The organism is Actinokineospora globicatena, assembly GCF_024171945.1.
In the GTDB taxonomy this organism is placed as follows: domain Bacteria; phylum Actinomycetota; class Actinomycetes; order Mycobacteriales; family Pseudonocardiaceae; genus Actinokineospora; species Actinokineospora globicatena.
In genome coordinates this window covers 552,287-574,910 of the sequence record NZ_JAMTCR010000005.1, presented here as the reverse complement: position 1 = coordinate 574,910, position 22,624 = coordinate 552,287, and the positions used below count along the sequence as shown (strand labels likewise).

The following is a 22,624-nucleotide window of genomic DNA, read 5'->3' as shown; positions in this document are numbered from 1 at the left end:
AGCAGGGGCCGAAAAGCATGGCCCTGTCCGCGCAACGACGCTACGGGTGGTCCTCCCCCACGCAAAACAAGTCCACCCCATCGAGCCGGCCTGGCACCAGCGCCGTGGTGGAGCGCGGGTCGGCCAACGTCGTTTGGCGGGCGTCTTGGGGCCAAGGTCGTCGGGTCTGAGCCAGTCGTAAGTGGTGGGCTGGGGCTGGCGTGGGGTCTTGGTGGAGCGGGGTGTGGTGAGGGGGCAGGGCTTGGTGGGGCGGGGCGTGGGGAGGCGATCTGGCTGGTGGGGTGCGGCGTGGGTGGGAGGTGGGGTGGGGTTAGGGGGCGGTGGCTAGGTTGACGGTGTCGGGGGTGGGGGTTTCGGCGTAGAGGTTGGTTATGGCTTGGGCGTATTTCTCGGCTATGGGTTTGCGGCGGAGTTTTAGGGTGGGGGTTAGTTCGTCGCCGCCGGGGGGCCAGTAGGTGGGGAGGATGTGGAAGCGTTTGACCTGTTCGGTGCGGGAGAGTTTTTGGTTGCCCGCGCGGATGGCGGCGGTGACGAGGGTGCGGACGGGGGTGGAGGCGGCCAGGGCGGAGGGGGTGGCGGGGAGGTTGTGGGCGGCGGCGAGGGCGGTCATGGCGTCCTGGTCGAGGACCACCAGGGCGGACACGTAGGGGCGGTTGTCGCCGATGGCCACGACCTGGCTGATGACCGGGTTGGCCGCCTTGATGGCGTTCTCGATGGCCGTCGGGGACATGTTCTTGCCCGAGGAGGTGATGATGAGTTCCTTCTTGCGGTCCACGATGGACACGAAGCCGTCCTCGTCGATCACGCCGATGTCGCCGGTGTGCACCCAGCCGTCGGGGTCGATGGTGGCGGCGGTGCGGATCGGGTCGTTGCGGTAGCGGGACATGACCGAGGCGCCGCGGATGAGGAGTTCGCCGTCGTCGGCGAGGCGGACCTCGGTGCCGTGCACCGGGGTGCCGACGGTGCCGAGCTTGTTGAGGCCGACGCGGCCGGAGGTGCCCAGGCCCGCGGTCTCGGACATGCCCCAGATCTCGTACACCGGGATGCCGATGGCCCAGAAGAACTCCAGCGTCTCCACCGGGATCGCGGCGGCGCCGGAGGCGGGGACCTTCACCTCGGCCAGGCCCAGCCGGGCGCGCAACCGGCGCAGCACCAGCCGGTCGGCGACGGCGTGGCAGCCGGTCAGGTACCAGGAGCGGGGGCGGCGCAGGTGCCGGAGGCCGACGTCGAGCGCCCACGTCGCGATGGCGCGCTTGAGCCCGCTGGGTTCGGCGGCGACGGCGGCCTGGATGCCCAGCTGGAGCTTCTGCCACACCCGGGGCACCGCGAAGAACAGGTGCGGTCGGGCGTCGGGCAGCGCGGTCGCCAGGTCGCGGGGGTCGGCGACGGAGATCACCTCGGTGCCGAACAGGATCGACGCGTAGTGCGAGGCGACCCGGTCGGCGATGTGCGCCGACGGCAGGAACGACACGACCCGGTCGCCGGGCAGCAGTTCGAAGGCCTGCTTGACCGCCTGCGCGACGGCCATGACGTTGGCGTGGGTCAGTTCCACGCCCTTCGGCGGGCCGGTGGTGCCCGAGGTGTAGATGATGGTGGCGACGTCGTCCGGTTCGACCGCGCGCCACGCGGCGTCGAAGTCGAAGTCCGGTGAGCCGCCCGCCTCGACCTCGGCCAAGGACTCGGCGCCGTCCACCGCGCCGTCGACGCACACCAGCCGGAGGTCAGGGGCGGCTGCCCGGAGCAGGGGTACGAACGATCGTTCGGTCACCACGATCCTGTTGCCCGCGTTGGCGAACACGTGCGCCAACTGCTCCGGCGCGGAGGTGTTGTAGACCGAGAAGGGTAAGGCCCCTAAGTGCAAGACAGCCGTGTCCACCAAGTGGAACTCGGGCCGGTTCGTGAGCATCAGCCCTACCGCTTCGCCCCGGGTGACGCCGAGCGCGGCAAGACCCGCGGCGATGGTCCGGACCCTCTGGTCGTACTCACGCCAACTGACGGAGACAACGCCACCGGGCGTGCGTAGGGCTACCTGCGCCGGGTTGATCTGGGCGGTGTCTTGGAAAGCAGCGCATAAGGTCGGGTACTCGTCCACGGCGACCGCCTCTCACCACTGTGGTCTGCGACACAGGTGAGCGGGATCGTAGGGTCGGCAGCCCTACCTGTCCACAGTCTCAGCCCGCGCCGAGGCAGATGAACGGGCGCCGGTACGGGTCCTCGGCGATGGACTTGGCCAGCGCCTTGGCCGGGGTGAGACCGGCGGTGAGCAGCTGGTGGTAGGTCACCATCGCCGTCGCGGCGGCCTCGTCGCCGACCCGGCTGGTCGCGGCGACGACGGTGCGCACCCCACTGGCCAGCAGCGCGCCCGCGTACCCGAGTGCCTCGTCGCCGGGTCGCACGTAGTTGAGCGCCAGCTCGCACGCGGCCAGCACGACCTGCCGGGGCGGTTGGCGCAGCCGGGCGACCTCGTAGGCGAACAGCGGCCCATCGGCCAGTTCCAGCCGGGAGAACAGGGCGTTGGTGGGCTCGTGTTCGCCGTGCGCGGCGATGTGGGCCAGCTCGGCGCCGTCGAGCGCGTCGAGCACGCTCGCGACCGTCGCGTTTTCCTTGTCTAGCGCTACCGCGTCCGGGTAGACCTCACGCAGCGGTCCGTCTTCCGCGACCAACCCCGTCAACATGGGCCCGCGCGCGAGCACGGTCCGTCCCTTCGGGGACGAGCCCGTCGCGGCGCTAAGCCAAGCCGTCGCGGATGGCGCTACCACCAGCGGCCTCCCCCACAGCGACGGCAGGCTCCCCCACGGCACGGCGTACAGCGCGCCGGTGGGGACTATGACCAGTTCGCTGTCGCCGATAAGAGAGAGCAACGGCTGGATCAGCTGCTTGTCCAACCCGCCCGCGCTGCGTGCCGCGGACGCCTTCACGACGTCGACCACCGGCGGCGGCAGCGTGTCCGGGGCGAGCACGTCGAGGTCCGCGTGCAGGCGGGCGGCGAGCTCGGCGGCGGCGCTCGCGGACCCGAGCCGCACCATCCGCGCCCCGGTGCCGCACACCACCACGGCCACGACCTGGTCCTCGGAGGTCGCGAACGACACCAGGACCCGGCCGTCGAGCGCGGGCGACACCGCCTCAAGGGTGGCGACCGGGCGCGGCCTGCCCCACGGGCTGGCGTACCAGCCCTGCCGCTCGACTTCCCGCTCCAGCGCGGCGGTCTGCTTCTCCAGTTTCTCCGCCGACCGACCGGCCAACCGCACCAGCTGCGCGGTCCGCTTGGCCAGCCGCAGCTCGGCCGCCTTCTCGGCGACGCGCGGGTCGGCGATGTCAGGCATCGGCTCGTACCGGTACACCTGCGCGCGGGTGCGCTCCAGCCAGCCGAAGAGCCTGCGCGCGTCCGGCCGCGGCCCCTCCAGCACCAGCCGCACCGCCAGCTCACCCAGGTGCCGCCCGTGCACGGCGGTGCCGCACACCAGTTCCAGGCCGCCCATGCGGTCGCGGGTGTGCCCGAGTTCAGACAGTCCCGCGCGCGCCTGCGCCAACGCGGCCCGCACGTCCCGTTCGGCGACCGCGAGTTCGGCGCGGCACAACCGCAGCAGCATCCGGTGGTCGACCGGGGTGGTGACCCTGGGCGCGGGCACCTGGTCGAGCAGCTTCCCGGCGGTGTCCAGGTTGCCGCGGCGGATCTCCAGCCGTACGGCCAGCATCAGCGCCAGCGCTGCCTCGTCCTCTAGCGCCAGACCACGCAGCTGCTCCGCCAGCGCTACCGCCGTCGCGGGCAACGCGGCGTCTCCTCGGCGGGGGGACCCGTTGGCGTTCTTACCCTCCAGCGCGTCAAGCGTGTCGGCGCGCAGTGCGGCGAGCGCGGCCACGGCGGCCCACCGGACGTTGCCGCGGCGGGTGAACATCCGCTCCGAACGCCGGGCCCGGCGCCGGGCCTGCGCGGCGTCACCGTGCAGCAGGGCGGCGGCGGCACGGGCGATCTCGGCCTCGGCGGCGTCCTGCCCGACGCGCTGGCGGCGCAACCGGGGCAGCGCGTCGTCCAGGTGCCGGGCGGCCTCGTCGACCAGTCCACCGGCGAGCAGCGCGCGGGCCTGGTCGAGTTGGACCACCGGCAGCATGCCGGGGGCGCGGGCGGCGCAGTCGCGGGAGGTCTCGGCGAAGTAGCGCAGCGCGGTCGGCACGTCGCCGGTCATGTGCGCGACGTAGCCCCGGTTGTGCCGCGCCTTGATGGCGATGTCGTGCAGGCCGTAGCGCTCGCACAGCTCGATGCAGGTGTCGAGCTCCTCGATCGCGGCGGCGGTGTGCGCGCGCTCGATCTGGGCGAGGCTGCGGTTGAGGTAGAGGCTCGCCAGCACGTACGGGTCGCCCGCGCCGTCGGCGAGACCGGCGCGCAGCCGCTCGGCTGCCTCCGAGAGCAGGTCGAGCGCGTGGTCGTGGTCGCCTGCCCGGATGTGCAGGAAACCGCGCTGCTCCAACGAAAGCCCGGCCAGCTCGGCGCGCAGCGGGCCGTCGGGCAGCTGGTTGAGCAGGGCGTCGGCGTCGGAGAGCCGGGCGATGCCCTGGGTGATGGTGGCGCCCTCGGTCTCGGCGTAGGCCAGGGTCACCAGGACCCGCACGCGCAGCTCGACGACCTCGGGCGCGGTCGGCACCTGGGCGGTGTCCAGCACGGTGAGCGCGTCACCGAGCAGTGCCCGCGCACGGGCGAAGGTGTAGGCGTACACGGCTTTGCGACCGCGGCGGTAGAGCGCGCCTGCACGCCGGACAGCGGGCATGGCCTAAACCCTACGTGCCGCGTCCACCCGTGGTGGACGCGGCACGTGGGTCTCGCTCGGCAACCCGCGCCCGGCGCGGGTGCTCGGCTGGCTCAGCTGCGCCAGCCGAGCGCGGTGAGGTCGGCGTCGGCGAGGTCGCGGGCGTTGCCCGCCCGGCTGACCCGGTCGTCGACGGAGGTGGCGTCGGCCAGTTCGGTGAGCCGCCTGGCGATCATGCCCGCCACCACCGGGGTGGCGAAGGAAGTCCCGGCCCACACGGCGAAGCCGCTGGTGAGGTCGTCGGGGTCGAGGGTGGCCCGGGGCAGCGGGCCGGGGCCCTGGTTCTGCAGGTCCGGGCCCTCGGAGCCCTGCCACAGCGGGACGGTGCTGACCACCGCGTTGCCCGGCGCCCACCTGGTCACCCAGGCGCCCTCGTTGCTGAACGCGGCGACGGACTTGCCGGACGGGTTGAGCGCGCCGACCGCGATCAGCAGCGGGTTGCCGGTGTTGGACCCGTCGGCGTTGAGCGCCATCGCCGCGGGCACGAACGGCCGGGTGGTGGCGTCGTTGCCCGCCGCGGCGACCACGACGACCCCGAGGTCGGTCAGCTTGCGCACCGCCTCGGCCAACTGCAGGCCGGTGCTCTGGTCGGTGTGCTCCGGGTAGAAGCCCAGCGAGATCGACACCACGTCGACCAGGTCCTGCGGGCGGTTCTCGGCCAGCGCCGAGGTGACCCGCTCGCGCAGCCACTCCAGCGCCAGCAGCACCGAGCCGTCGGTGGTGATGCCGTCGGTGTGCAGCACGCGCAGCGACAGCACGCGCGCGTCCGGGCAGTTCTGGAAGACCAGGCCGGTGACGAAGGTGCCGTGCCCGGAGTGCGAGTCGGTGATGCCCAGCAGCGGCTGCAGCACGTCGCGCTCGTCGTTGGGCGAGGCCAACGAGGGCAGCGCGCCGCCGCTCTGGTCGGTCAGCGTGGTCTCCAGGTCGGCCAGCAGGCCCTGGAACTCCGCGGACACCTCGACCACCGGGTCGGTGTCAGCCGCGCCGACGGTCAACCACGGGTGCTCGCCGATGCCGGTGTCGAGCACCGCGACGACCGGGCGGCGGCCGGGGGCGAGGGTGGCCGGGTCGCGCCGGGCGGGCTTGGGCAGGAACAGCCGGACCGCGTTGCGCGCGCCGTTGCCCAGCGCGATGGCGCCGCCGCCGACGCCGTTGCCGAACGGGACCCCGTTGCCGAAGGGCACCCCGTTGCCGAACGGGACGCCGTTGCCGAAGGGCACGCCGTTGCCGAACGGGGCACCGCTGCCGTAGGTGGCGCCGTACATGCCGACCGAGGCGGCCACCGCGAGGTGCTCGAGACCGATGCCCTTGGTGGCATCGGGGCCCAGCACCCGGCGCAGGTTCGCCAGGACGGTCCACGGGTCCGGCGCGGCCTCGGTGACCGCGTCGTCGCGCAGGTGCAGCAGGACCGGGACGGGGAAGTCGCCGTCGAAGCCGTCGACCGCCTCGCGCCAGCGCGGGGTCTTGGGCAGCCGCACCACCAGTTCCACGCCGACCTTGACCAGCGCCTCGTTGAACCGGGCGATCGCCTTGGCGTCCCTGGCCACCGCGAGCGGCACGAGCAGGGTGTTGGACCGGTACGCCGTGGAGTCCGGGCGCCTGCCCCGGGCACCGGGGACGGCGGTGGACGGGTTCAGCACCCTGGCCCGGTGCCGCACGAGGATGTCCTCGGTCAGGCCGATCACCTGCGGGAACCGAGCCAGGTCGGTCGGCACCGGATTGGTCGTGTCATGCCGCTGCCCCCCGTTGGCGCTCACATCCGCCATCGAATACCCCACCCCGAAGTCGTTGGTCACGGTCGGTGTCACTGCGTTCGCGCTGCCCCGCCGACCTGCTCATCCGTAGTAGAGCAGTAACGGGGTCACCAGATACGTCGATTGGGAAAGCCGCTGCGTAACGAGCATTTGGGATCAACTCTGCGCTGATACCCGGGTGACGATCTGTGAGCGAATGGCCGGGGTGGAACCAACAACGTCCACTCGGACAGCCCAACGGCGCCTCGGCCGATTCCGGATCGACGGCCCGCACGGGCGGACCAGAACGTAGCGAACAGCAAGATCCGAGCCCGCGCAACGCCCCTATCGGGTAAGACGTGCCGCCGGAAGTGCACACCGTGTGCGGTTGTCCACTGTGGGTGGCCACATTGTTCGAACACGTGGTCGGTCCGACCGAAAATGATCTTGATCGTCGAAGAATCCACTGTGGACCCGATGGCGGGAATGCGCGACGGCGTCAGTGGACTGGCGAATTCGCACCCGTGTTCGAATGGGGCGGGAAACGCGCTACTGGCGGGTCCGGGAAATGGTGGCGCTGCCCAGCACGACATCTCCGGCCGGGTCCCGGCGGTAGAGGACAACGGCCTGTCCCGGGGCGACCCCGCGCACGCCCTCGGCCGGGCGGACCAGCAGCTCACCGTCCACAAGCGACGCGGTGGCCGCCGTGGTGCCGCCGTGCGCGCGGATCTGCGCCACGCAGTCGACGGTGCCGGTCAGCGGCTCGCCCGAAGGCCAGGTGGGACCGGTGCCGACGATCTCGCGCACCGCGAGCCGCTCGGCCGGGCCGACCCGGACCGTGCCCTGGACCGGCTCCAGCGCGAGCACGTAGCGCGGGCGCCCACCGGGGGCGGGGGCGTCGATGCCCAGGCCGTGGCGCTGCCCGACGGTGAACCCGTGCACGCCCGCGTGCACGCCGAGCACGGCGCCGGTCTCGTCGTCGACCAGGGTGCCCGGCCGCGCGCCGAGCTTGCCGGTCAGGAACGCCCTGGTGTCGCCGTCGGGGATGAAGCAGATGTCGTAGCTGTCCGGCTTCTCGGCCACCGCGAGGCCGCGCTCGGTCGCCTCCGCGCGCACCGCGGCCTTGACCGAGTCGCCGAGCGGGAACATGGCGTGCGCGAGCTGGTGCGGGGTGAGCGAGGCCAGCACGTAGGACTGGTCCTTGTCCAGGTCCGCGGCGCGGCGCAGCTCGGGACGGCCGTCGACGGTGGCCAGCCGGGCGTAGTGGCCGGTGCAGACCGCGTCGAAGCCCAGCGCGATCGCCTTGTCCAGCAGCGCCTCGAACTTGATCCGCTCGTTGCACTTGAGGCACGGGTTGGGTGTGCGGCCCGCGGCGTACTCGGCGACGAAGTCCTCGACCACGTCCTCGGTGAACCGCTCGGCGAAGTCCCAGACGTAGAACGGGATGCCGAGCAGGTCGGCGACCCGGCGGGCGTCGTGCGCGTCCTCGACGGTGCAGCACCCGCGCGAGCCGGTGCGCAGCGTGCCCGGCTTGGCCGAGAGGGCCAGGTGCACCCCGACCACGTCGTGGCCCGCGGCCACCGCGCGCGCCGCGGCCACCGCCGAGTCGACCCCACCGCTCATCGCGGCCAGTACCCGCATGGTCTACACCTCCGCGTGGGACGCGCCCCGGCGCAGCCCGGCCAGTCCGGCGTTGCGCGCCCGCGCCACCACCGGGCCGATGGCCTCGGCGAGCGCGGCGACGTCGGCGGCGGTGGAGGTGTGGCCCAGGGAGAACCGCAGCGACCCGCGGGCGGGCGCGGGCTCGACCCCCATGGCGAGCAGCACGTGCGAGGGCTGCGCGACACCCGCGGTGCACGCCGACCCGGTCGAGCACTCGATGCCCCTGGCGTCGAGCAGCATCAGCAGGCTGTCGCCCTCGCAGCCGGGGAAGCTGAAGTGCGCGTTGCCCGGCAGCCGCGACGGCGCGCCGTCCACTTCGGACTCGCCCGGGTCGCCGTTGAGCACGGCACCGGGCACAACTTCGCGGACCGCGCTGACCAGCTCCGCGCGCAGCCCGGCGAGCCGCTCGGCCCGCTGCGCGCGCTGCTCGGTGGCGACCCGGACGGCGGTGGCCATGGCCACGATCGCGGGCACGTCCAGCGTGCCGGAGCGCACGTCGCGCTCTTGGCCGCCGCCGTGCGACACCGGGGTGCAGCGCACGTCGCGGCTCAGCAGCAGCGCGCCGACACCGAACGGTCCGCCGACCTTGTGCCCGGACAGGGTCAGCGCGCCCGCCCCGCTGCGGCCGAAGTCGACCGGGAGCACGCCGACCGCCTGCACGGCGTCGGTGTGGAACGGGATGCCGCCGGCGGCGCAGGTCGTCGCCAGCTCGCGCACCGGGTTGACGGTGCCGACCTCGTTGTTGGCCCACATCACGCTCACCAGCGCGACCGCCTCCGGGTCCTCGGCGATGGCGGCGCGCAGGGTGTCCTCGTGCACGCGGCCGAAGTCGTCGACCTCCAGCAGGGTGACCTCGGCGCCGTCGTGCTCGGCCAGCCACAGCGCGGCGTCGAGCACGGCGTGGTGCTCGACGGCGGAGACCAGCACCCGGGTGCGCCTGGGGTCGGCGGCGCGGCGGGCCCAGTAGATGCCCTTGACCGCCAGGTTGTCGCTCTCGGTGCCGCCGGAGGTGAAGATGACCTCGGAGGGCCGGGCGCCCAGGGCGGCGGCGATGGACTCGCGGGCCTCCTCGACGGCGCGCCGGGCCCGGCGACCGGAGGAATGCAGCGAGGAGGCGTTGCCGTACGCGGACAACGCCCCGGTGAGTGCCGCGGCCGCCTCGGGCAGGATCGGCGTGGTGGCCGCGTGGTCGAGATAGGTCATCGCACAACCAGGGTAGACCGAACCCCGCCCGGTCCCGAAACGGGCCAGCTCACACCCGCTCATCGGTGGACCGCCGGAACACCAGCACGCCGACCACGGCCACCGCCGCCATCACCAGGTCGATCGGGACCACGGCCGCGGTCGGCGCCGCGGTGGAGGCCAGCGCGGCGAGCAGGACACCGCCGAGGCCGACCAGGGCCGCGGAGAAGACCATGTCGCTGACCTGCAGCGCCGACGAGGCGAACCCGCGCTCGTTGGTCGGGGCCAGGCGCAGCGCGAGGACGTTGACCGAGGGGAACGCCAGGCCCATCCCGGCGCCGCAGACCGTCCACAGCAGGCCAGCCAGCCACGGCGAGCCCCACGGCACGGCGACGAACACCATCGAGGACAGCCCGACGGCGAGGAACGCGAACCCGGTGCGGATGAGGGTGGTGCGCTCGATGTCGGGGCGCCTGCCCTGCCAGGCCGAGGCGAAGGACCAGCCGAGGGCGCCGACGGTCAGCGGGAGCCCGGCCAGCGCCGGGGAGAGGCCGTGCACGCTGGTGAGGGTCAGCGGGACGAAGGCCTCGACCCCGAAGAACGCCCCGGCGAACAGGCCCCTGGACAAGATCACCCTGGGCAGGCCGGGCTTGCCGGTGAGGGTGCCGCGCGGCAGCAGCGTGCGCAGGGCGGGGACCAGGACGGCCAGGCCCACGAGCCCCAGCCACAGCGTGGTGAGCGACGGGTGCTGCGCGGCCCAGCTGACCGCGGGGATACCGAGGGCGGCGGCCAGCGCGGCCAACGGGAGCCCCTTGCGGGTCGGGCCGTCTTTTGGATCCGGCCGCGGCAGTCCGCGCAGGGCGGGCACGAGCAGCACCACACCGAGCACGGCGAGTGGCACCAACCCCAGGAACACCCACCGCCACCCGAACCGCTCGGTGATCACCCCCGCCAGCGTCGGCCCGACGATCGAGGGCACCACCCAGGCCGCCGCCAACAACCCGAACGCCGCGGGCCGCACCCGCTCCGGGTAGACAGCGGCAACCAGCACGTAGATCGCGACAACCTCACCACCGAGCCCGATCCCCTGCAGAACCCGAGCGGCCAGCAGCACCGGCATCGACTCGGCGGTCCCCGCGACCAGCAACCCGGCCAGGAACACCGCGGGGGCGACCATGAGCACCGCCCTGGCACCCACCCGGTCACACACCCAACCGCTCAACACCGTCGCCGCGACGCTGGCGGAGAGGAACGCGGTGAACGGCCAGGAGTAGAGGTGACCACCGTCGAGCTCGGCGAGCATCCTGGGCAGGGCCGTCGACACCCCGAGGTGCTCGAACGCCGCGATCGTGATGAGCAGCAAGATCCCCAACGTGGTGGCGCGGGTACTCGCCCCCCACAGGTGCTTCCCGGGGGCGGACTCATCAGCGGTCTCGGTAGCGGTCACCCACCCATCTTCGGACCTCGACCGGGGTGGAGGTCCAGTGATTTCGCCAACCACACACCTCCCCACCAGCGACAGCACCCCCAAAATGCGCACACCCGTCGGTGCAGGACCGGCTCCACGTCCAACCGGCGGTCCTCCGTCGACCTCAGCTGGCCCCTACGGCAAGGAGCACCGTCCCCGGCGGGGGGACGGTGCTCCTGGGTGTGGGGCCCGGTCAGGCCGCGGGGACGCGGACCTGGCGGGGGCGGCGGCGTTGGGTCGGGAGGGGGGTGACGCGGTCGAGGGCGGAGTTGATGGCGGCCTCGGTCAGGGCCGCCAGCTCCTGGCGGTTGGCGGCGCGCCCCGGGGCCAGTTCGTCGAGGACGGTGAGTTCCAGGACGAGGCCGCGCAGGGCGGCGACCCGGCGGATGGACTCGATGATCGTCTCGGTGCCGATGAAGGCCGGGGTGGTGGTCTCGCGGCCGTCGGCGAGGTGGAAGCGCAGGGCGATGGGGCGGACCGGGACGCCGCCGTCGATGGCGGCCTGGAAGAGGGCGGGGCGGAACTTGCCGATGCCCTGGCCGCACCAGGTGGTGCCCTCGGGGCAGAAGTAGACCAGCGACCCGGCGCGCAGGGTGGTGGCCAGTTCGGTGACCGTGCCGGGCAGGGTGCGCAGCCGCTCGCGGTCGATGAACAGGGTCCCGGCCGCGGCGACGACCCGGCCGAGCACCGGCCAGGTGCGGATGTCGACCTTGGCGATGGCGCGCATCGGGCGGACGGCGTTGACCGCGGCGATGTCGAGCCACGAGATGTGGTTGGTGGCCACCAGCGCACCCCGGTTGCCGCCCGCGCGCAGCGCGTCGGCGCCGCGGACGACGAGCCGGACGCCGAAGGAGCGCAGGACGGCGCGGAAGATGCGCTTGGCGAGCAGTTCCCGTCCGGCGCGGCCGATCACGGGCATCAGCGGGACCGACAGCGCGGCCACGAGCAGCACGCCGACGGCGCCGGTGAGACGCAGGACGACGCGGGCGCGGCTGACGCGGGCCTCACCGGTGGTGAGGCAGGTCGGTCCGCACGGCGAGGTGGGCATCCAGTCGTGCGCCATGGCTCTACTCCCCCAGGAAGAACTTCAGGTAGCGCTGGTCGACGTTGGCCAGGTCGAGCAGGACGAAGAAGTCGGCGACCCCGAAGTCGGCGTCGAGCGCGGGCGGGCCGCACACCTTGGCGCCCAACCGCAGGTACCCCTTGAGCAGCGGCGGCATCGCGACCCGCGCGGGTGTCTCGACGGCCGAGAAGTCCCACGGGGTCCGGGGCCGCACGCGCCGGTCGTCGGCGCTGTAGTGCTTGGTGCTGACCGTGTTCCACACGCCCGCCGCCAGGGAACCGCCGTCGGCCAACGGGACCGAGGCGCACCCGGCGAGGTAGCTGTGGCCGGACAACAGCATGTAGCGCGCGATCCCGGCCCACACCAAGCTGACCACGGAACCGTTGCGGTGGTCGGGGTGCACGCACGAGCGGCCGGTCTCCACCAGCGCGCCGCGCAGGCCCGCGAGCTCGGTCAGGTCGAACTCGGTGTCGGAGTACAGGGATCCGGCGTCACCCGCGCGCTCGGGCGGCAGCATCCGGTAGGTGCCGACGATGGCACCGGTGGCGTCCTCGCGGACCACCAGGTGGTCGCAGAACGGGTCGAAGTGGTCGATGTCCAGGCCGGGGGTGGAGGTGTGCAGCGTCGCACCCATCTCCTCGGCGAAGACCTGGTAGCGCAGTCTCTGGGCGGCCTCGACCTCGGCGCCGTCGTGCGCGACGAGCAGTGAGTACGTGGGGGTGTCGATCCCGGGCTTCGCAGTGCTGACCAGCACCTGGGCCTGCGTCATACCAGGAGATTAGGGTGATGTCGGCATCGGGGGTGTGTTCTTTGCCATGACGCGACAGTGGCAAGTGAGTGAATTGCCGGTACGTCGGTCCGCTCGGGTGTACCCGGGGCCGGAAAAGGGAAAGGGGCGGCCCCTCGGGACCGCCCCTGACACCGCGAACGCGACGATCAGCCCTTGCGCTTGGCGACCTCGCCGGCCAGCTGCGGTGCGACGGCGAACAGGTCGCCGACGACGCCGAAGTCGGCGATCTCGAAGATCGGCGCCTCCGCGTCCTTGTTCACCGCGACGATCGTCTTCGACGTCTGCATGCCCGCGCGGTGCTGGATCGCCCCGGAGATGCCGAGGGCGACGTAGAGCTGCGGGGACACCGTCTTGCCGGTCTGGCCGACCTGGAACTGGGCCGGGTAGTAGCCGGAGTCGACCGCCGCGCGGGAGGCGCCGACGGCGGCACCGAGCGCGTCGGCGAGCTGCTCGACGACCTCGAACTTCTCCGCCGAGCCGACGCCGCGACCGCCGGAGACGACGATGGAGGCCTCGGTCAGCTCGGGGCGGTCGCCGCCGACGACCGGCTCGCGGCCGGTGACGGTGGTGGCCTTGGCCGCGTCGACCGCAGGGACCTCGACGGTCTCCTCGGCCGCGGCGCCCTGCGCCTGCACGGCCTCGACGCCGCCGGGGCGGACGGTGACGACCGGGGTGCCCCGGGTCGACTTGGCCTTGACGGTGAACGCGCCGCCGAAGATGGACTGCACGCCGACGACGTCGTCGCCGGAGCTCTCCACCCCGATCGCCTCGATCAGCAGACCGGAGCCGGTGCGCACGGCCAGCCGACCGGCGATCTCCTTGCCCTCCGCGGTGGCCGGGATGAGCACCGCGGCCGGGGACTTGGCGCCCACCAGGTTCGCGAGCACGTCGACCTTCGGGGTGACCAGGTAGGTGGCCACGTCGTCGGACTCGGCGACGTAGACCTTGGCCGCGCCGTAGGCGGCGAGCGATTCCTTCACCTTGGCGGCGGTGCCGGGAGCGGCGACCACGACGGCGGCGGGCTCGCCGATCTCGCGGGCCGCGGTCAGCAGCTCGAAGGTGACCTTCTTGACCTCGCCGTCGACCTCGTCGACGAGGACCAGGACCTCGGACACTGTCGTACCTCCTTCGCTGCTTGTCAGATGAGCTTCTGGCCGATGAGGTACTCGGCGATCTTGGCGCCGCCGTCACCGGCGTCCTCGACCCGCTGGCCAGCCGAGCGCGGCGGCTTCGGGGTGGACTCCAGGACGGTGGTGCTCGCCGCGGCGAGGCCCACCTCGGCGGCGTCGATGCCCAGGTCGGCGACCGTGAAGGTCTCGACCGGCTTCTTCTTCGCCGCCATGATGCCCTTGAACGAGGGGTAGCGCGGTTCGTTGATCTTCTCGCCGACGCTGACCACCGCGGGCAGGGTCGCCGAGAGGTGGGTCAGCCCGGTGTCGGTCTCCCGGGTGACGGTGATCGCCGACCCGTCGACGGTGACCTTGCGGGCGTGCGTGAGCTGCGGGTAGCCGAGCACCTCGGCCAGCATCGCCGGGATGGCGCCGCCGCGGCCGTCGGTGGCCTCGTTGCCCGCGATCACCAGGTCGACGCCGTCGACCTTGCCGATCGCCGCGGCCAGGACCCGGGTGGTCTGCAGCAGGCAGGAGCCGTGCAGCGCGGGGTCGGTGACGTGCACCGCCTTGTCCGCGCCCATCGACAGCGCCTTGCGGATGGCCTCGGTGGCGCGCTCCGGTCCGACGCTGAGCACGGTGACCTCGCCGCCGTGGGCCTCCTTGATCAGCAGGGCCTCCTCGACGGCGCGCTCGTTGATCTCGTCGAGCACCGCGTCGGCGGACTCGCGGTCCAGGGTGTGGTCGGCCTCGGCGAGCCTGCGCTCCGAGTAGGTGTCAGGCACCTGCTTGACCAGGACAACGATGTTTGGCATGGGTCTTGTTCGACCTCCTGGGACGAGCACCGTGGTGGCGGCCGACGGGTGTGCCGGCGAGCCCGATTTTCGTGCGGTTCGGCTGACCTTGCCATGCCGTCGCACCGCCGGGCACGGTGGGCTTTGCCACCCCTATGTTACTAGTCAGTAGTGGACGGCGCGATCGGGGCGCGGCCGTGACGGTGCCCACAACGCCTGAAGGCCACCCCCGGACGCGGGGGTGGCCTTCAGGAGTGTGATTGACCAGGGCGCGCTGGTCCGATCACAGCGCCCGGCCGTTGCCGTGACCCGACCGCCTCACGCGGAGGCGGGCAGCCACTTCGACCGCCCCGGGGACGTGGGCACCCAGCAGCCGTTGACGACGGTCTCCACTCCGTCGCGCAGCTGGCCGAGCGATCCCGGGGTCCGGTCGTCGGGGAGGTCGATCATCTGCCGCAGCACCTCGGCGGCCCAGCCCTCGCGGTGCCAGAGCACCACGTCCGGGTTGAGCACGTCGTCGGTGTCCCCGGGCAACCGGGTGGCGATGACCTCGTCCTCGGCGTGCAGCCGGACGACATCGATGACGTTGTGGTGGGCGCGCACCCCGACGACGGCGGCGATCTCACCGCTGGCGTCGCGCGGGTGCAGGAATTCGAACCCGCGCGAGACGAGCTTGCGCAGGTACGCCTCGGCGGCGTGCGAGGCGTCGGTGGTCGCGACGTGCCCGTCCTTCACCGCACGGGTGAACGACTCGATGACCGCGCCGGGGAACAGCAGTGCGGGACCCGAGGGGTTCTTCGAGTCGCGAACCGCGGTGCGGATCTCGTCGACAGGCGACAGTTCGACGCAGTTGCCCACCGCGCCGCTACGGGAGCTCTTGCGCCACCGCGCCCCGGGCACCCCGTCAGCCGCCATTCCGTTGCGAAACTCAGACACTGGACCTCGCCTTCGGCAGTCACTCAGTCGGTCACTCAGTGCAGGTGCACGTGCGTTGATCGTGACGACCGTAACACGACCGAGCGGGCCGGCAAATGCACGTGCATCCGAAAGGGGCAACCGCACGAGAAGATTGCTGCGGCAACGGTTTGTCCTTGTGCCGCACGCGAAAGCGCCCACCAGCCCAAACGGGCGGTGGGCGCGGAAATCCGACTTCTCAGATCTCTTCGCGGCGCTTGCTGAGCAGCTGCCTTGACCGGCTCGGGGTCTCGGCGTCGACGGTCAACCGGTCGACCACCCGGCTGTAGCGCTCGATCTCGTCGACCCGGTCGAGGAAGATCGCGCCACCGAGGTGCTCGATGTAGACGATGTCGGGCAGCTCCGCCTCGGTGAAGCGCAGCATGGTGAACGAGCCCTCGGCCGCGTAGCCGCTGAGCGGGTACGGCATGACCTGCAGGGTGATGTTGGGCAGCCGGGTCATCTCCAGCAGGTGGTCGATCTGCTCGCGCAGCACCCGCGGCCCGCCGATCGGCCGGTGCAGCACCGACTCGTCGATGACCACCCACAGCTTCGGCGCGTCCAGGCGCTGCAACACCTTCTGCCGCGACATGCGCAGCGCGACCCGGCGCTCCACCTCGTCCTCGCGCAGTTCCGGTCTGCCGCGGCTGGCCAGCATCCGGGCGTACTCCTCGGTCTGCAGCAGACCGGGCACGAACTGCAGCTCGTAGGTCTGGATCCGCGCCGCGGACTCCTCCAGGCCGACGAAGTCGTTGAACCACGACGGCATCAGGTCGCTGTAGCGGTGCCACCAGCCCGGTTCGTTGGACTGCTTGACCATGTCGAGGAACTGGGTGCGCTCGGTCTGGTCGTGCACGCCGTAGAGGGTCAGCAGGTCGGCGACGTCGCGCTCCTTGAACCCGACCCGGCCCAGCTCCATCCGGCTGATCTTCGACTCCGAGCCGCGGATGTGGTACCCGGCGTCCGCGCGGGTGATCTCCACCTTCTCCCGCAACCGGCGCAACTGCGATCCGAGCACGATCCGGCGCGCCGTGGGCCCCGGACCCTGCCCACCGTCTCCACCAACCTCGACCACGACCTGTCCCTCCCGCCGCTCTCCGTCCCACCACCGCCGGTCACGGCGCCGGAACCCAGCGTGGCATCGACACCACGGGTACCCCTAGGGTGAGCGTACTCCTTGAGTGCGCAACGTCCACGATCTACGACGTTCTGTGAGGAACGATGGTCCCCCGCGAGCCGGTTCACATCGACACGACGAAGGCCAGCATCGCCCGCGTGTACGACGCGTTCCTCAACGGCAAGGACAACTACGAGATCGACCGCGAGGTCCTGCGCCGCGTGCAGCGGGTCGCCCCGGAGGCCGCCCAACTGGCCTTCGACAACCGCGAGTTCCTCATCCGCGCCACCCGGTTCATCGCGCTGCAGACCGGCATCCGCCAGTACCTCGACTGCGGCTCCGGCCTCCCGACGGCGGAGAACACCCACCAGGTGGCGCAACGCATCCGCCCCGACTCGACCGTGGTGTACGTCGACAACGACCCGGTGGTGCTCGCGCACGGACGCGCCCTGCTCGAGGAGAACGACCGCACCCACTTCATCGCCGAGGACATCTTCGAGCCGGAAGCGGTCCTGGCCAACGAGACCGTCCAGCGCAACCTCGACTTCACCGAACCCATCGCCCTCTTCCAGATGGGCACCATCCACCACTACGACGGCGCCCGCCCCCCCGCCGACATCATGGCCGTGTACATCGACGCCTTACCTCCAGGCTCAGTGGTCGGCATCTCCCACTTCTACGACCCGGAGACAACCGAACACTCAGCCCTGGCCCGCCGCATGGAAGACGTCTTCCTGCACAGCCCCATGGGCACCGGCCTCTTCCGCACCGGCCCTGCCATCCAAGCCATGTTCCACAACCTCGACATGATCGACCCCGGCCTCACCCTCTGCGCCGAATGGTGGCCCGACGGCCCCCGCCTCAAACCCCTCGACCAAGTCCAGTACTGCATCGCAGGCGCCCTAGCCATCAAGCGCTAACCCGCCGCACCCCAACACCACACGGTGCTGGCCCACGCCCCACCGCACCGCCAACCCACGCCCCACCAAGTCCCCACGCCCAGTCCCAGCCCACCACCCACGACTGGCCAGGACCCGAGCGCATTGCCCCAAGACGCCCGCCGACGACGTTGGCCCCGAGTCGCCCGCCAAACGACGTTGGCCCACACGCGCTCCACCACGGCGCTGGTGCCAGGCCGGCTCGATGGGGCGGGCTTGTTTTGTGTGGGGGAGCGATACCCGTAGCGTCGGTAGCGGACAGGGCCATGCTTTTCGGCCCCTGCTTTGCGGTCCTGCCACGGGTGTCGTAGGGGCCCCACGCAAAACAAGTTCGCCGCATCGAGCTTCGCTCGAAACTCGCGCCTGTCCGATGGCGCAGCCGAGGCGTCTACCGCAGCGCAGCGAAGGCACCGAAAGCCAGAGACCCCCAGCTCAACGCCTTGCCGCCCACGGCCAGCAAGATCAACCCGCCCCAAAGACCCCCGAATACACAGCCTACCCAGGGGCACGCAAGCGCAGTGAGGCTGAAAGCAGCGCCTGTGGACAACTCAAGCCGTTGTGGATAACCACCCCACGGACGCCCCGAACCAGACCTACCCGAACGCATTCCCCGTGGCGATCTTCGGGCGTCCCAGCGGTTCCCGTTCCCCCACAACAGCCGCCCGATAAACCCCCACCGTCTGCTCCGCGATCCGCCCCCAATCAAACGCCTCCGGGAGCCGCGCCTTAGCCGCACGAGCCCGCCGCCGAGCCCCCACCGGATCGTTCAGCACCCGCCGGACAGCACCAGCGAGCGCGTCAACATCCCCCGGTGCAAAGGAAAGCCCCGTAGATCCCTCCACCACAACTTCCCCCAACCCCCCAGCAGTCGAAGCAACCAAAGGCGCCCCCGCAGCAGCAGCCTCCAGCGCCACAATCCCGAACGGCTCGTACCGGCTAGGCAGCACCACCGCGTCAGCGGCCGACAACGTGGCGACGAGTGCACGGTCGGACAGGTGGCCAACGAAGTCGATCGCGCGGCGGACGCGGAGTTTGCGGGCGAGGTCGGCGAGGTTGTCGGATTGGGAGCCCTTGCCCGCGATGACCAGGCGGGTGCCAGGGTGGGAGCGGCGGATCTTGGCCAGGGCGGCGATGAGGTCGTGGCCGCCCTTCTCCCATTCCAGGCGGCCGAAGAAGACCAGCAGTGGGGCGTCGTCGGGGCTGTGGCGGGCGCGGGCGGTGCGGACGGCGCGGGCCGGGATGCGCCAGTCGCGGGGTTCGATGCCGTTGTGGATGACGGTGACGGCGGTCGGGTCGAGATCGAACAGGTGGGCGGCCTCGGCGCGCATGGCCGAGGAGCAGGTGATCAGCGCGTCGGCGCGGTTGGCCAGCCACCACTCGACCGAGTGGACCTGGTGGTTGAGCGGCTGGGAGAGCCAGCCGCTGTGGCGGCCCGCCTCGGTGGCGTGGATGGTGGCGACCAGCGGCACGCCCGCCTGCTCGGCGAGGGCGATCGCCGGGTGGGTGACCAGCCAGTCGTGGGCGTGCACGACGTCGGGGCGCCAGTCGCGCAGCAGGGCCAGGCCCGCGCGGACCATGGCGTGGCCCATGGCCAGCGTCCAGGCCACCAGGTCCTGCTCGAACACCAGGTGCGTCGGGTCCTCGGCGACCCGCACGACCCGGACGCCCTCGCGCACGCCGTCCTCGGTGGGGTGGGTGTGCGCGTCGGTGCCCGCCTCGTGCCTGCACAGGACGACGACCTCGTGGCCGAGCGCCGCGAGGTGCCGGGCGACGGCGTGCACGTGCCTGCCGAGGCCGCCGACGACCACCGGCGGGTACTCCCAGGACAACATCAGCACGCGCATGGTCCGGCCACCCTACTTCCGGGTACGCAGCGTGCGGGCATCGAGTCCGCCGAACGGACCGTCGACCTGCCGCAACGCCGCCGCCCGCGCCAGTGCCCGGGGCCCCGACCCGGCCCTGACCAGCGCCGCGAGTTCGGCGTAGCGCTCGCCGTGGACCGCTGCCCTGCGGCGGGCGTAGTCGGCGGCCGAGTCCTTCGTGACCATGAACGCCCAGTCGCTGGACAGGGCTAAGAGGGCCTCGCGGAGGACTTGGTCCATCACCAGGTCACGGCCAACGCTCGCGGGTGTGGTGTCGACGAGGTCGAGCAAGTCGCGTTGCAGGTGAGCGCCCGCGTCGACGAGGTCCGCGACCTGCGCGCCGTCCCACACGCGCCAATCCTTGCCAGAGCCCCAAGAAGACGCAGGTAGATCTACCCGGCCGCCCACGTAGCCAGCGTCAACGGCACCACGCAGTGTCGTCACGTGCACGCCCGCTTCAGGTAGAGCCCTCAGCACACCCTCTAGCCACGCGGGACCTTCGTGCCACCAGTGCCCATAGAGCTCGGTGTCGTAAGCGGACACGACCAACCCAGGTCGGCCGTGGCGGTCGCGGAGTTCCTTGAGCCGCCGGACAACCGTGTCGACGAAGTCGTGCACGTGACGCTGAAGAGCCTCTGCGGCAAGGGCGGGCTCGTAGGGCTTCTTGTCGTGCGGGGCGACGTTTCGACCGGTGACGCGTGACGGCTTAAGACCGGACGGGTGGTCGTAGGTGTGGAAGTCGCGGTAAGCGTTGTCGCCGGGGTAACCGGCCTTCGGCGACCACACGCGGTAGGTGACTTCAAGGTCGCGGCCGAAGCAGAGGACGTCAGAGTCGCCTACCGTGCGGGCGAACGCGGTGTCACCGTGCAGTGCCGGGCCGTCGACGAGGAACCGGCGCACCCCGGCGGCCGCGTACCCGGACTCCATCCCTGGCGCGTATCCACACTCCGGCGCCCAAATGCCCTCTGGCGCGCGACCAACCCGGAGCGCTGTGTCATCAAGACCGAGCCTTAGCGCAAACGCTCGCAGTCGGGGGTCAAGCAGCGGCTGGAACGGATGAGTCGCGGGGCCGCCGATCAGCTCTATGACGCCGTTGTCGACCAGTGGCCGTACGACCGGGGAGAACCCATGCCGCCACCGGGACTCGAACTCCGTTAGCGCTGCCGACGACGCCCGGTACTCGCTGGCCGCGATCTCCCGCAGCCTCGGGTCGTCACCGCGCCACCGGACGCCCGCGAACTGGGCGCGCAGGTTCCAGTTCCCGAGCCAGTCGTGCATGGCGCGCAACGCGTACGGGTCGTCGAGCTGCGCGGCGAGGACCGGGGTGACGCCCAGGGTGAGGACGTCGCGCGCACCCTCGTCACCGAGGCGGCGCAGCATGTCGACCAGCGGGAGGTACGAGTGCGCCCAGGCCTGGTAGAGCCACTCCTCCCCCACCGGCCACGTCCCGTGGTGCGGCAACCAGGGCAGGTGGCTGTGCAGGACGAGGGCGAACCCGCCGACGTCGGTCGTGGGCGAGCCGGTCACGCGCGTGCGACCAGGACGAGGTCGAGGCTGGCGTCGAGATCCCGCTCGGTCACCGTGAAGTCCTCCGCCGCGACACCGGCCACGGCGGTCAGCAGGTCCTCCGGCCAGCCGGTCCCCGCGACGGCGACCTGGACCTGCGCGTCGATGATCGAGCCGCCGAAGCGCTCGTCCAGCTCTCGCAGGGCGGGCCCGTGGTGGACGCCGCCGAGGTACTCGGTGGCGAACCCGGCCGCGCGGACCAGCTCGTCCAGTTCGGACGGTGCCAACTCGCGGGTGTGGAACGGGTTGAGCGGCGTGTCCCGCCCCGGCGAGAAGGTGATCCGGTTGGGCGTGGTGACCAGCAGCCGCCCCCCGGGCCGCAGCACGCGGTGGCACTCCCGCAGGAACCCTTCCTGGTCCCAGAGGTGCTCGATCACCTGGAGGTTCGCGACGACATCGACCGTCCCGTCGCGCAGCGGCAGGGAGGCCAGGTTTCCCCGCACAGCACGGACATCCGGGTACTTCCCGCCCACGTGCTCGATGGCCGACTCGTCGTAGTCGAGCCCGATGACCGTCGCGCGCCCGGCCAGCAGCGCGGCGCCGTACCCCTCGCCGCAGCCCGCTTCCAGCACGGTCTTCCCGTCGCACAGCGGGGCCAGGTGGCGATACGCGATCTCATGCCTGCGGAACCAGTAGTTCTCTTCCGCGATGCCCGGCACAGTGCGTTCACCGGTCAGGGGGAGCGTGGGACCTGAGGACACGGGGGCACGGTAGCCGAGGCTACTGGCTGGTACCCGCTCGGGGTGCTCAGGACTCCAGGGTCTCGCGCAGCGCCTTGCTCGCCTTGCGGGCCATGTCGGCGACGGCGGCGCGGCGGGTGGCGTCGGCGTCGTAGGCGGCGCGGCGGTCGCGGACCGGTTTGGCGGGGATCCCGGCGGCGACGGTGTAGTCGGGGATGTCGCCGCGGACCACGGCGTGCGCCCCGATGACGCTGCCCCGGCCGATGCGGGTGCCCTTGGTGACGGTGACCTTGGTGCACAGCCAGGTGTCCGGGCCGACGCGCACCGGGGACTTCACGATGCCCTGGTCCTTGATCGGCTGGTGGATGTCGGCGGTGACGTGGTCGAAGTCGCAGATGTAGACCCAGTCCGCGACCAGCGCCGCCGAGCCGATCTCGATGTCGAGGTAGCAGTTGACCACGTTCTGCCGCCCGAACACCGCCTTGTCGCCGATGCGCAGCGACCCCTCGTGGCAGCGGATCGCGTTGCCGTCGCCGATGTGCACCCAGCGGCCGATCTCCAGGCGGCCGAACCCGGGGCGGGCGTGGATCTCGACGTCCTTGCCGAGGAACACCATGCCGCGCAGCACCACGTGCGGGTTGGCCAGCCGGAACTTGAGCAGCCGCCAGTACCGCACCAGGTACCAGGGGGTGTACGCCCGGTTGCGCAGCACCCAGCGCAGCGACGCCGCGGTGAGGAACCTGGCCTGCTCCGGGTCCCGCCGCGACCAGGACCGCACCCGACTGGCGATGGGCGAACCCCACATGGACGTCATGAGCCGCAACGCTAACCGATCCCCGGGGCGCACGAACGGGACGGGTTGGCCACTGGTACACGGGAACGGCGAACGCGGTACCCGTGTACC

At 71.7% G+C, this 22,624-nt stretch carries 17 protein-coding genes; 1 reads left to right on the top strand and 16 read right to left on the bottom strand.

Annotation, left to right across the window (positions count from 1 at the left end):
- Positions 1-310 precede the first annotated feature (310 nt).
- From LV79_RS26355 to LV79_RS26295, 12 genes are all read right to left on the bottom strand, one after another.
- On the bottom strand, positions 311-2,092 hold the full coding sequence (locus LV79_RS26355; RefSeq protein ID WP_285470609.1) for an AMP-dependent synthetase/ligase: 1,782 nt from the start codon (positions 2,090-2,092) through the stop codon (positions 311-313).
- A 79-nt stretch (positions 2,093-2,171) separates the two neighbouring features.
- Complete coding sequence (locus tag LV79_RS26350) at positions 2,172-4,763, bottom strand: CHAT domain-containing protein (RefSeq protein WP_253840922.1); 2,592 nt, start codon at positions 4,761-4,763, stop codon at positions 2,172-2,174.
- Between the two features lie 92 nt (positions 4,764-4,855).
- Positions 4,856-6,559 (bottom strand): S8 family peptidase, encoded by a 1,704-nt coding sequence (locus LV79_RS26345; protein ID WP_253840921.1) that lies wholly within the window; start codon positions 6,557-6,559, stop codon positions 4,856-4,858.
- A gap of 525 nt (positions 6,560-7,084) precedes the next feature.
- Positions 7,085-8,176: a tRNA 2-thiouridine(34) synthase MnmA gene (gene mnmA, locus LV79_RS26340; protein WP_253840920.1), complete on the bottom strand. Its 1,092-nt coding sequence runs from the start codon at positions 8,174-8,176 to the stop codon at positions 7,085-7,087.
- 3 nt (positions 8,177-8,179) lie between these two features.
- Positions 8,180-9,400 carry a cysteine desulfurase family protein gene (locus LV79_RS26335; RefSeq protein WP_253840919.1) on the bottom strand — a complete coding sequence of 407 codons (1,221 nt, stop codon included), beginning with the start codon at positions 9,398-9,400 and terminating at the stop codon, positions 8,180-8,182.
- A 49-nt stretch (positions 9,401-9,449) separates the two neighbouring features.
- Positions 9,450-10,826 (bottom strand): MFS transporter, encoded by a 1,377-nt coding sequence (locus LV79_RS26330; RefSeq protein WP_253840918.1) that lies wholly within the window; start codon positions 10,824-10,826, stop codon positions 9,450-9,452.
- Between the two features lie 214 nt (positions 10,827-11,040).
- The gene (locus LV79_RS26325; RefSeq protein WP_253840917.1) at positions 11,041-11,910 is read right to left on the bottom strand and encodes a lysophospholipid acyltransferase family protein; all 870 of its coding nucleotides are present in this window, start codon (positions 11,908-11,910) and stop codon (positions 11,041-11,043) included.
- 4 nt (positions 11,911-11,914) lie between these two features.
- Entirely contained in the window at positions 11,915-12,679 is a 765-nt protein-coding gene (locus LV79_RS26320) for a GNAT family N-acetyltransferase (RefSeq protein ID WP_253840916.1), read from the bottom strand.
- Between the two features lie 167 nt (positions 12,680-12,846).
- Positions 12,847-13,815, bottom strand: a complete 969-nt coding sequence (locus tag LV79_RS26315) for an electron transfer flavoprotein subunit alpha/FixB family protein (RefSeq protein ID WP_253840915.1) — start codon at positions 13,813-13,815, stop codon at positions 12,847-12,849.
- Positions 13,816-13,838: 23 nt separating this feature from the next.
- A complete protein-coding gene (locus LV79_RS26310) occupies positions 13,839-14,624 on the bottom strand; it encodes an electron transfer flavoprotein subunit beta/FixA family protein (protein ID WP_253840914.1) in 786 nt (261 codons plus the stop codon).
- A gap of 297 nt (positions 14,625-14,921) precedes the next feature.
- Positions 14,922-15,539 (bottom strand): DUF397 domain-containing protein, encoded by a 618-nt coding sequence (locus LV79_RS34650; protein WP_308208963.1) that lies wholly within the window; start codon positions 15,537-15,539, stop codon positions 14,922-14,924.
- A gap of 217 nt (positions 15,540-15,756) precedes the next feature.
- Entirely contained in the window at positions 15,757-16,632 is an 876-nt protein-coding gene (locus tag LV79_RS26295; RefSeq protein WP_253840913.1) for a Sco1979 family transcriptional regulator, read from the bottom strand.
- 146 nt (positions 16,633-16,778) lie between these two features.
- Here LV79_RS26295 and LV79_RS26290 point away from each other — a divergent pair, with 146 nt between their 5' ends.
- The gene (locus LV79_RS26290) at positions 16,779-17,594 is read left to right on the top strand and encodes an SAM-dependent methyltransferase (protein ID WP_253840912.1); all 816 of its coding nucleotides are present in this window, start codon (positions 16,779-16,781) and stop codon (positions 17,592-17,594) included.
- A 611-nt stretch (positions 17,595-18,205) separates the two neighbouring features.
- Here LV79_RS26290 and LV79_RS26285 read toward each other — a convergent pair.
- The 4 genes from LV79_RS26285 to LV79_RS26270 are packed head-to-tail and all read right to left on the bottom strand — an operon-like array spanning position 18,206 to position 22,534.
- Positions 18,206-19,456 carry a glycosyltransferase family 4 protein gene (locus tag LV79_RS26285; protein ID WP_253840911.1) on the bottom strand — a complete coding sequence of 417 codons (1,251 nt, stop codon included), beginning with the start codon at positions 19,454-19,456 and terminating at the stop codon, positions 18,206-18,208.
- Positions 19,457-19,468: 12 nt separating this feature from the next.
- The gene (locus tag LV79_RS26280) at positions 19,469-21,001 is read right to left on the bottom strand and encodes a 1,4-alpha-glucan branching protein domain-containing protein (protein WP_253840910.1); all 1,533 of its coding nucleotides are present in this window, start codon (positions 20,999-21,001) and stop codon (positions 19,469-19,471) included.
- Positions 20,998-21,741, bottom strand: coding sequence for a class I SAM-dependent methyltransferase (locus tag LV79_RS26275; protein ID WP_253840909.1), 744 nt, complete (start codon positions 21,739-21,741; stop codon positions 20,998-21,000). Before LV79_RS26275 ends, LV79_RS26280 begins: the two co-directional genes overlap by 4 nt.
- 46 nt (positions 21,742-21,787) lie before the next feature.
- Positions 21,788-22,534 (bottom strand): acyltransferase, encoded by a 747-nt coding sequence (locus LV79_RS26270; protein WP_253840908.1) that lies wholly within the window; start codon positions 22,532-22,534, stop codon positions 21,788-21,790.
- Positions 22,535-22,624 lie beyond the last annotated feature (90 nt).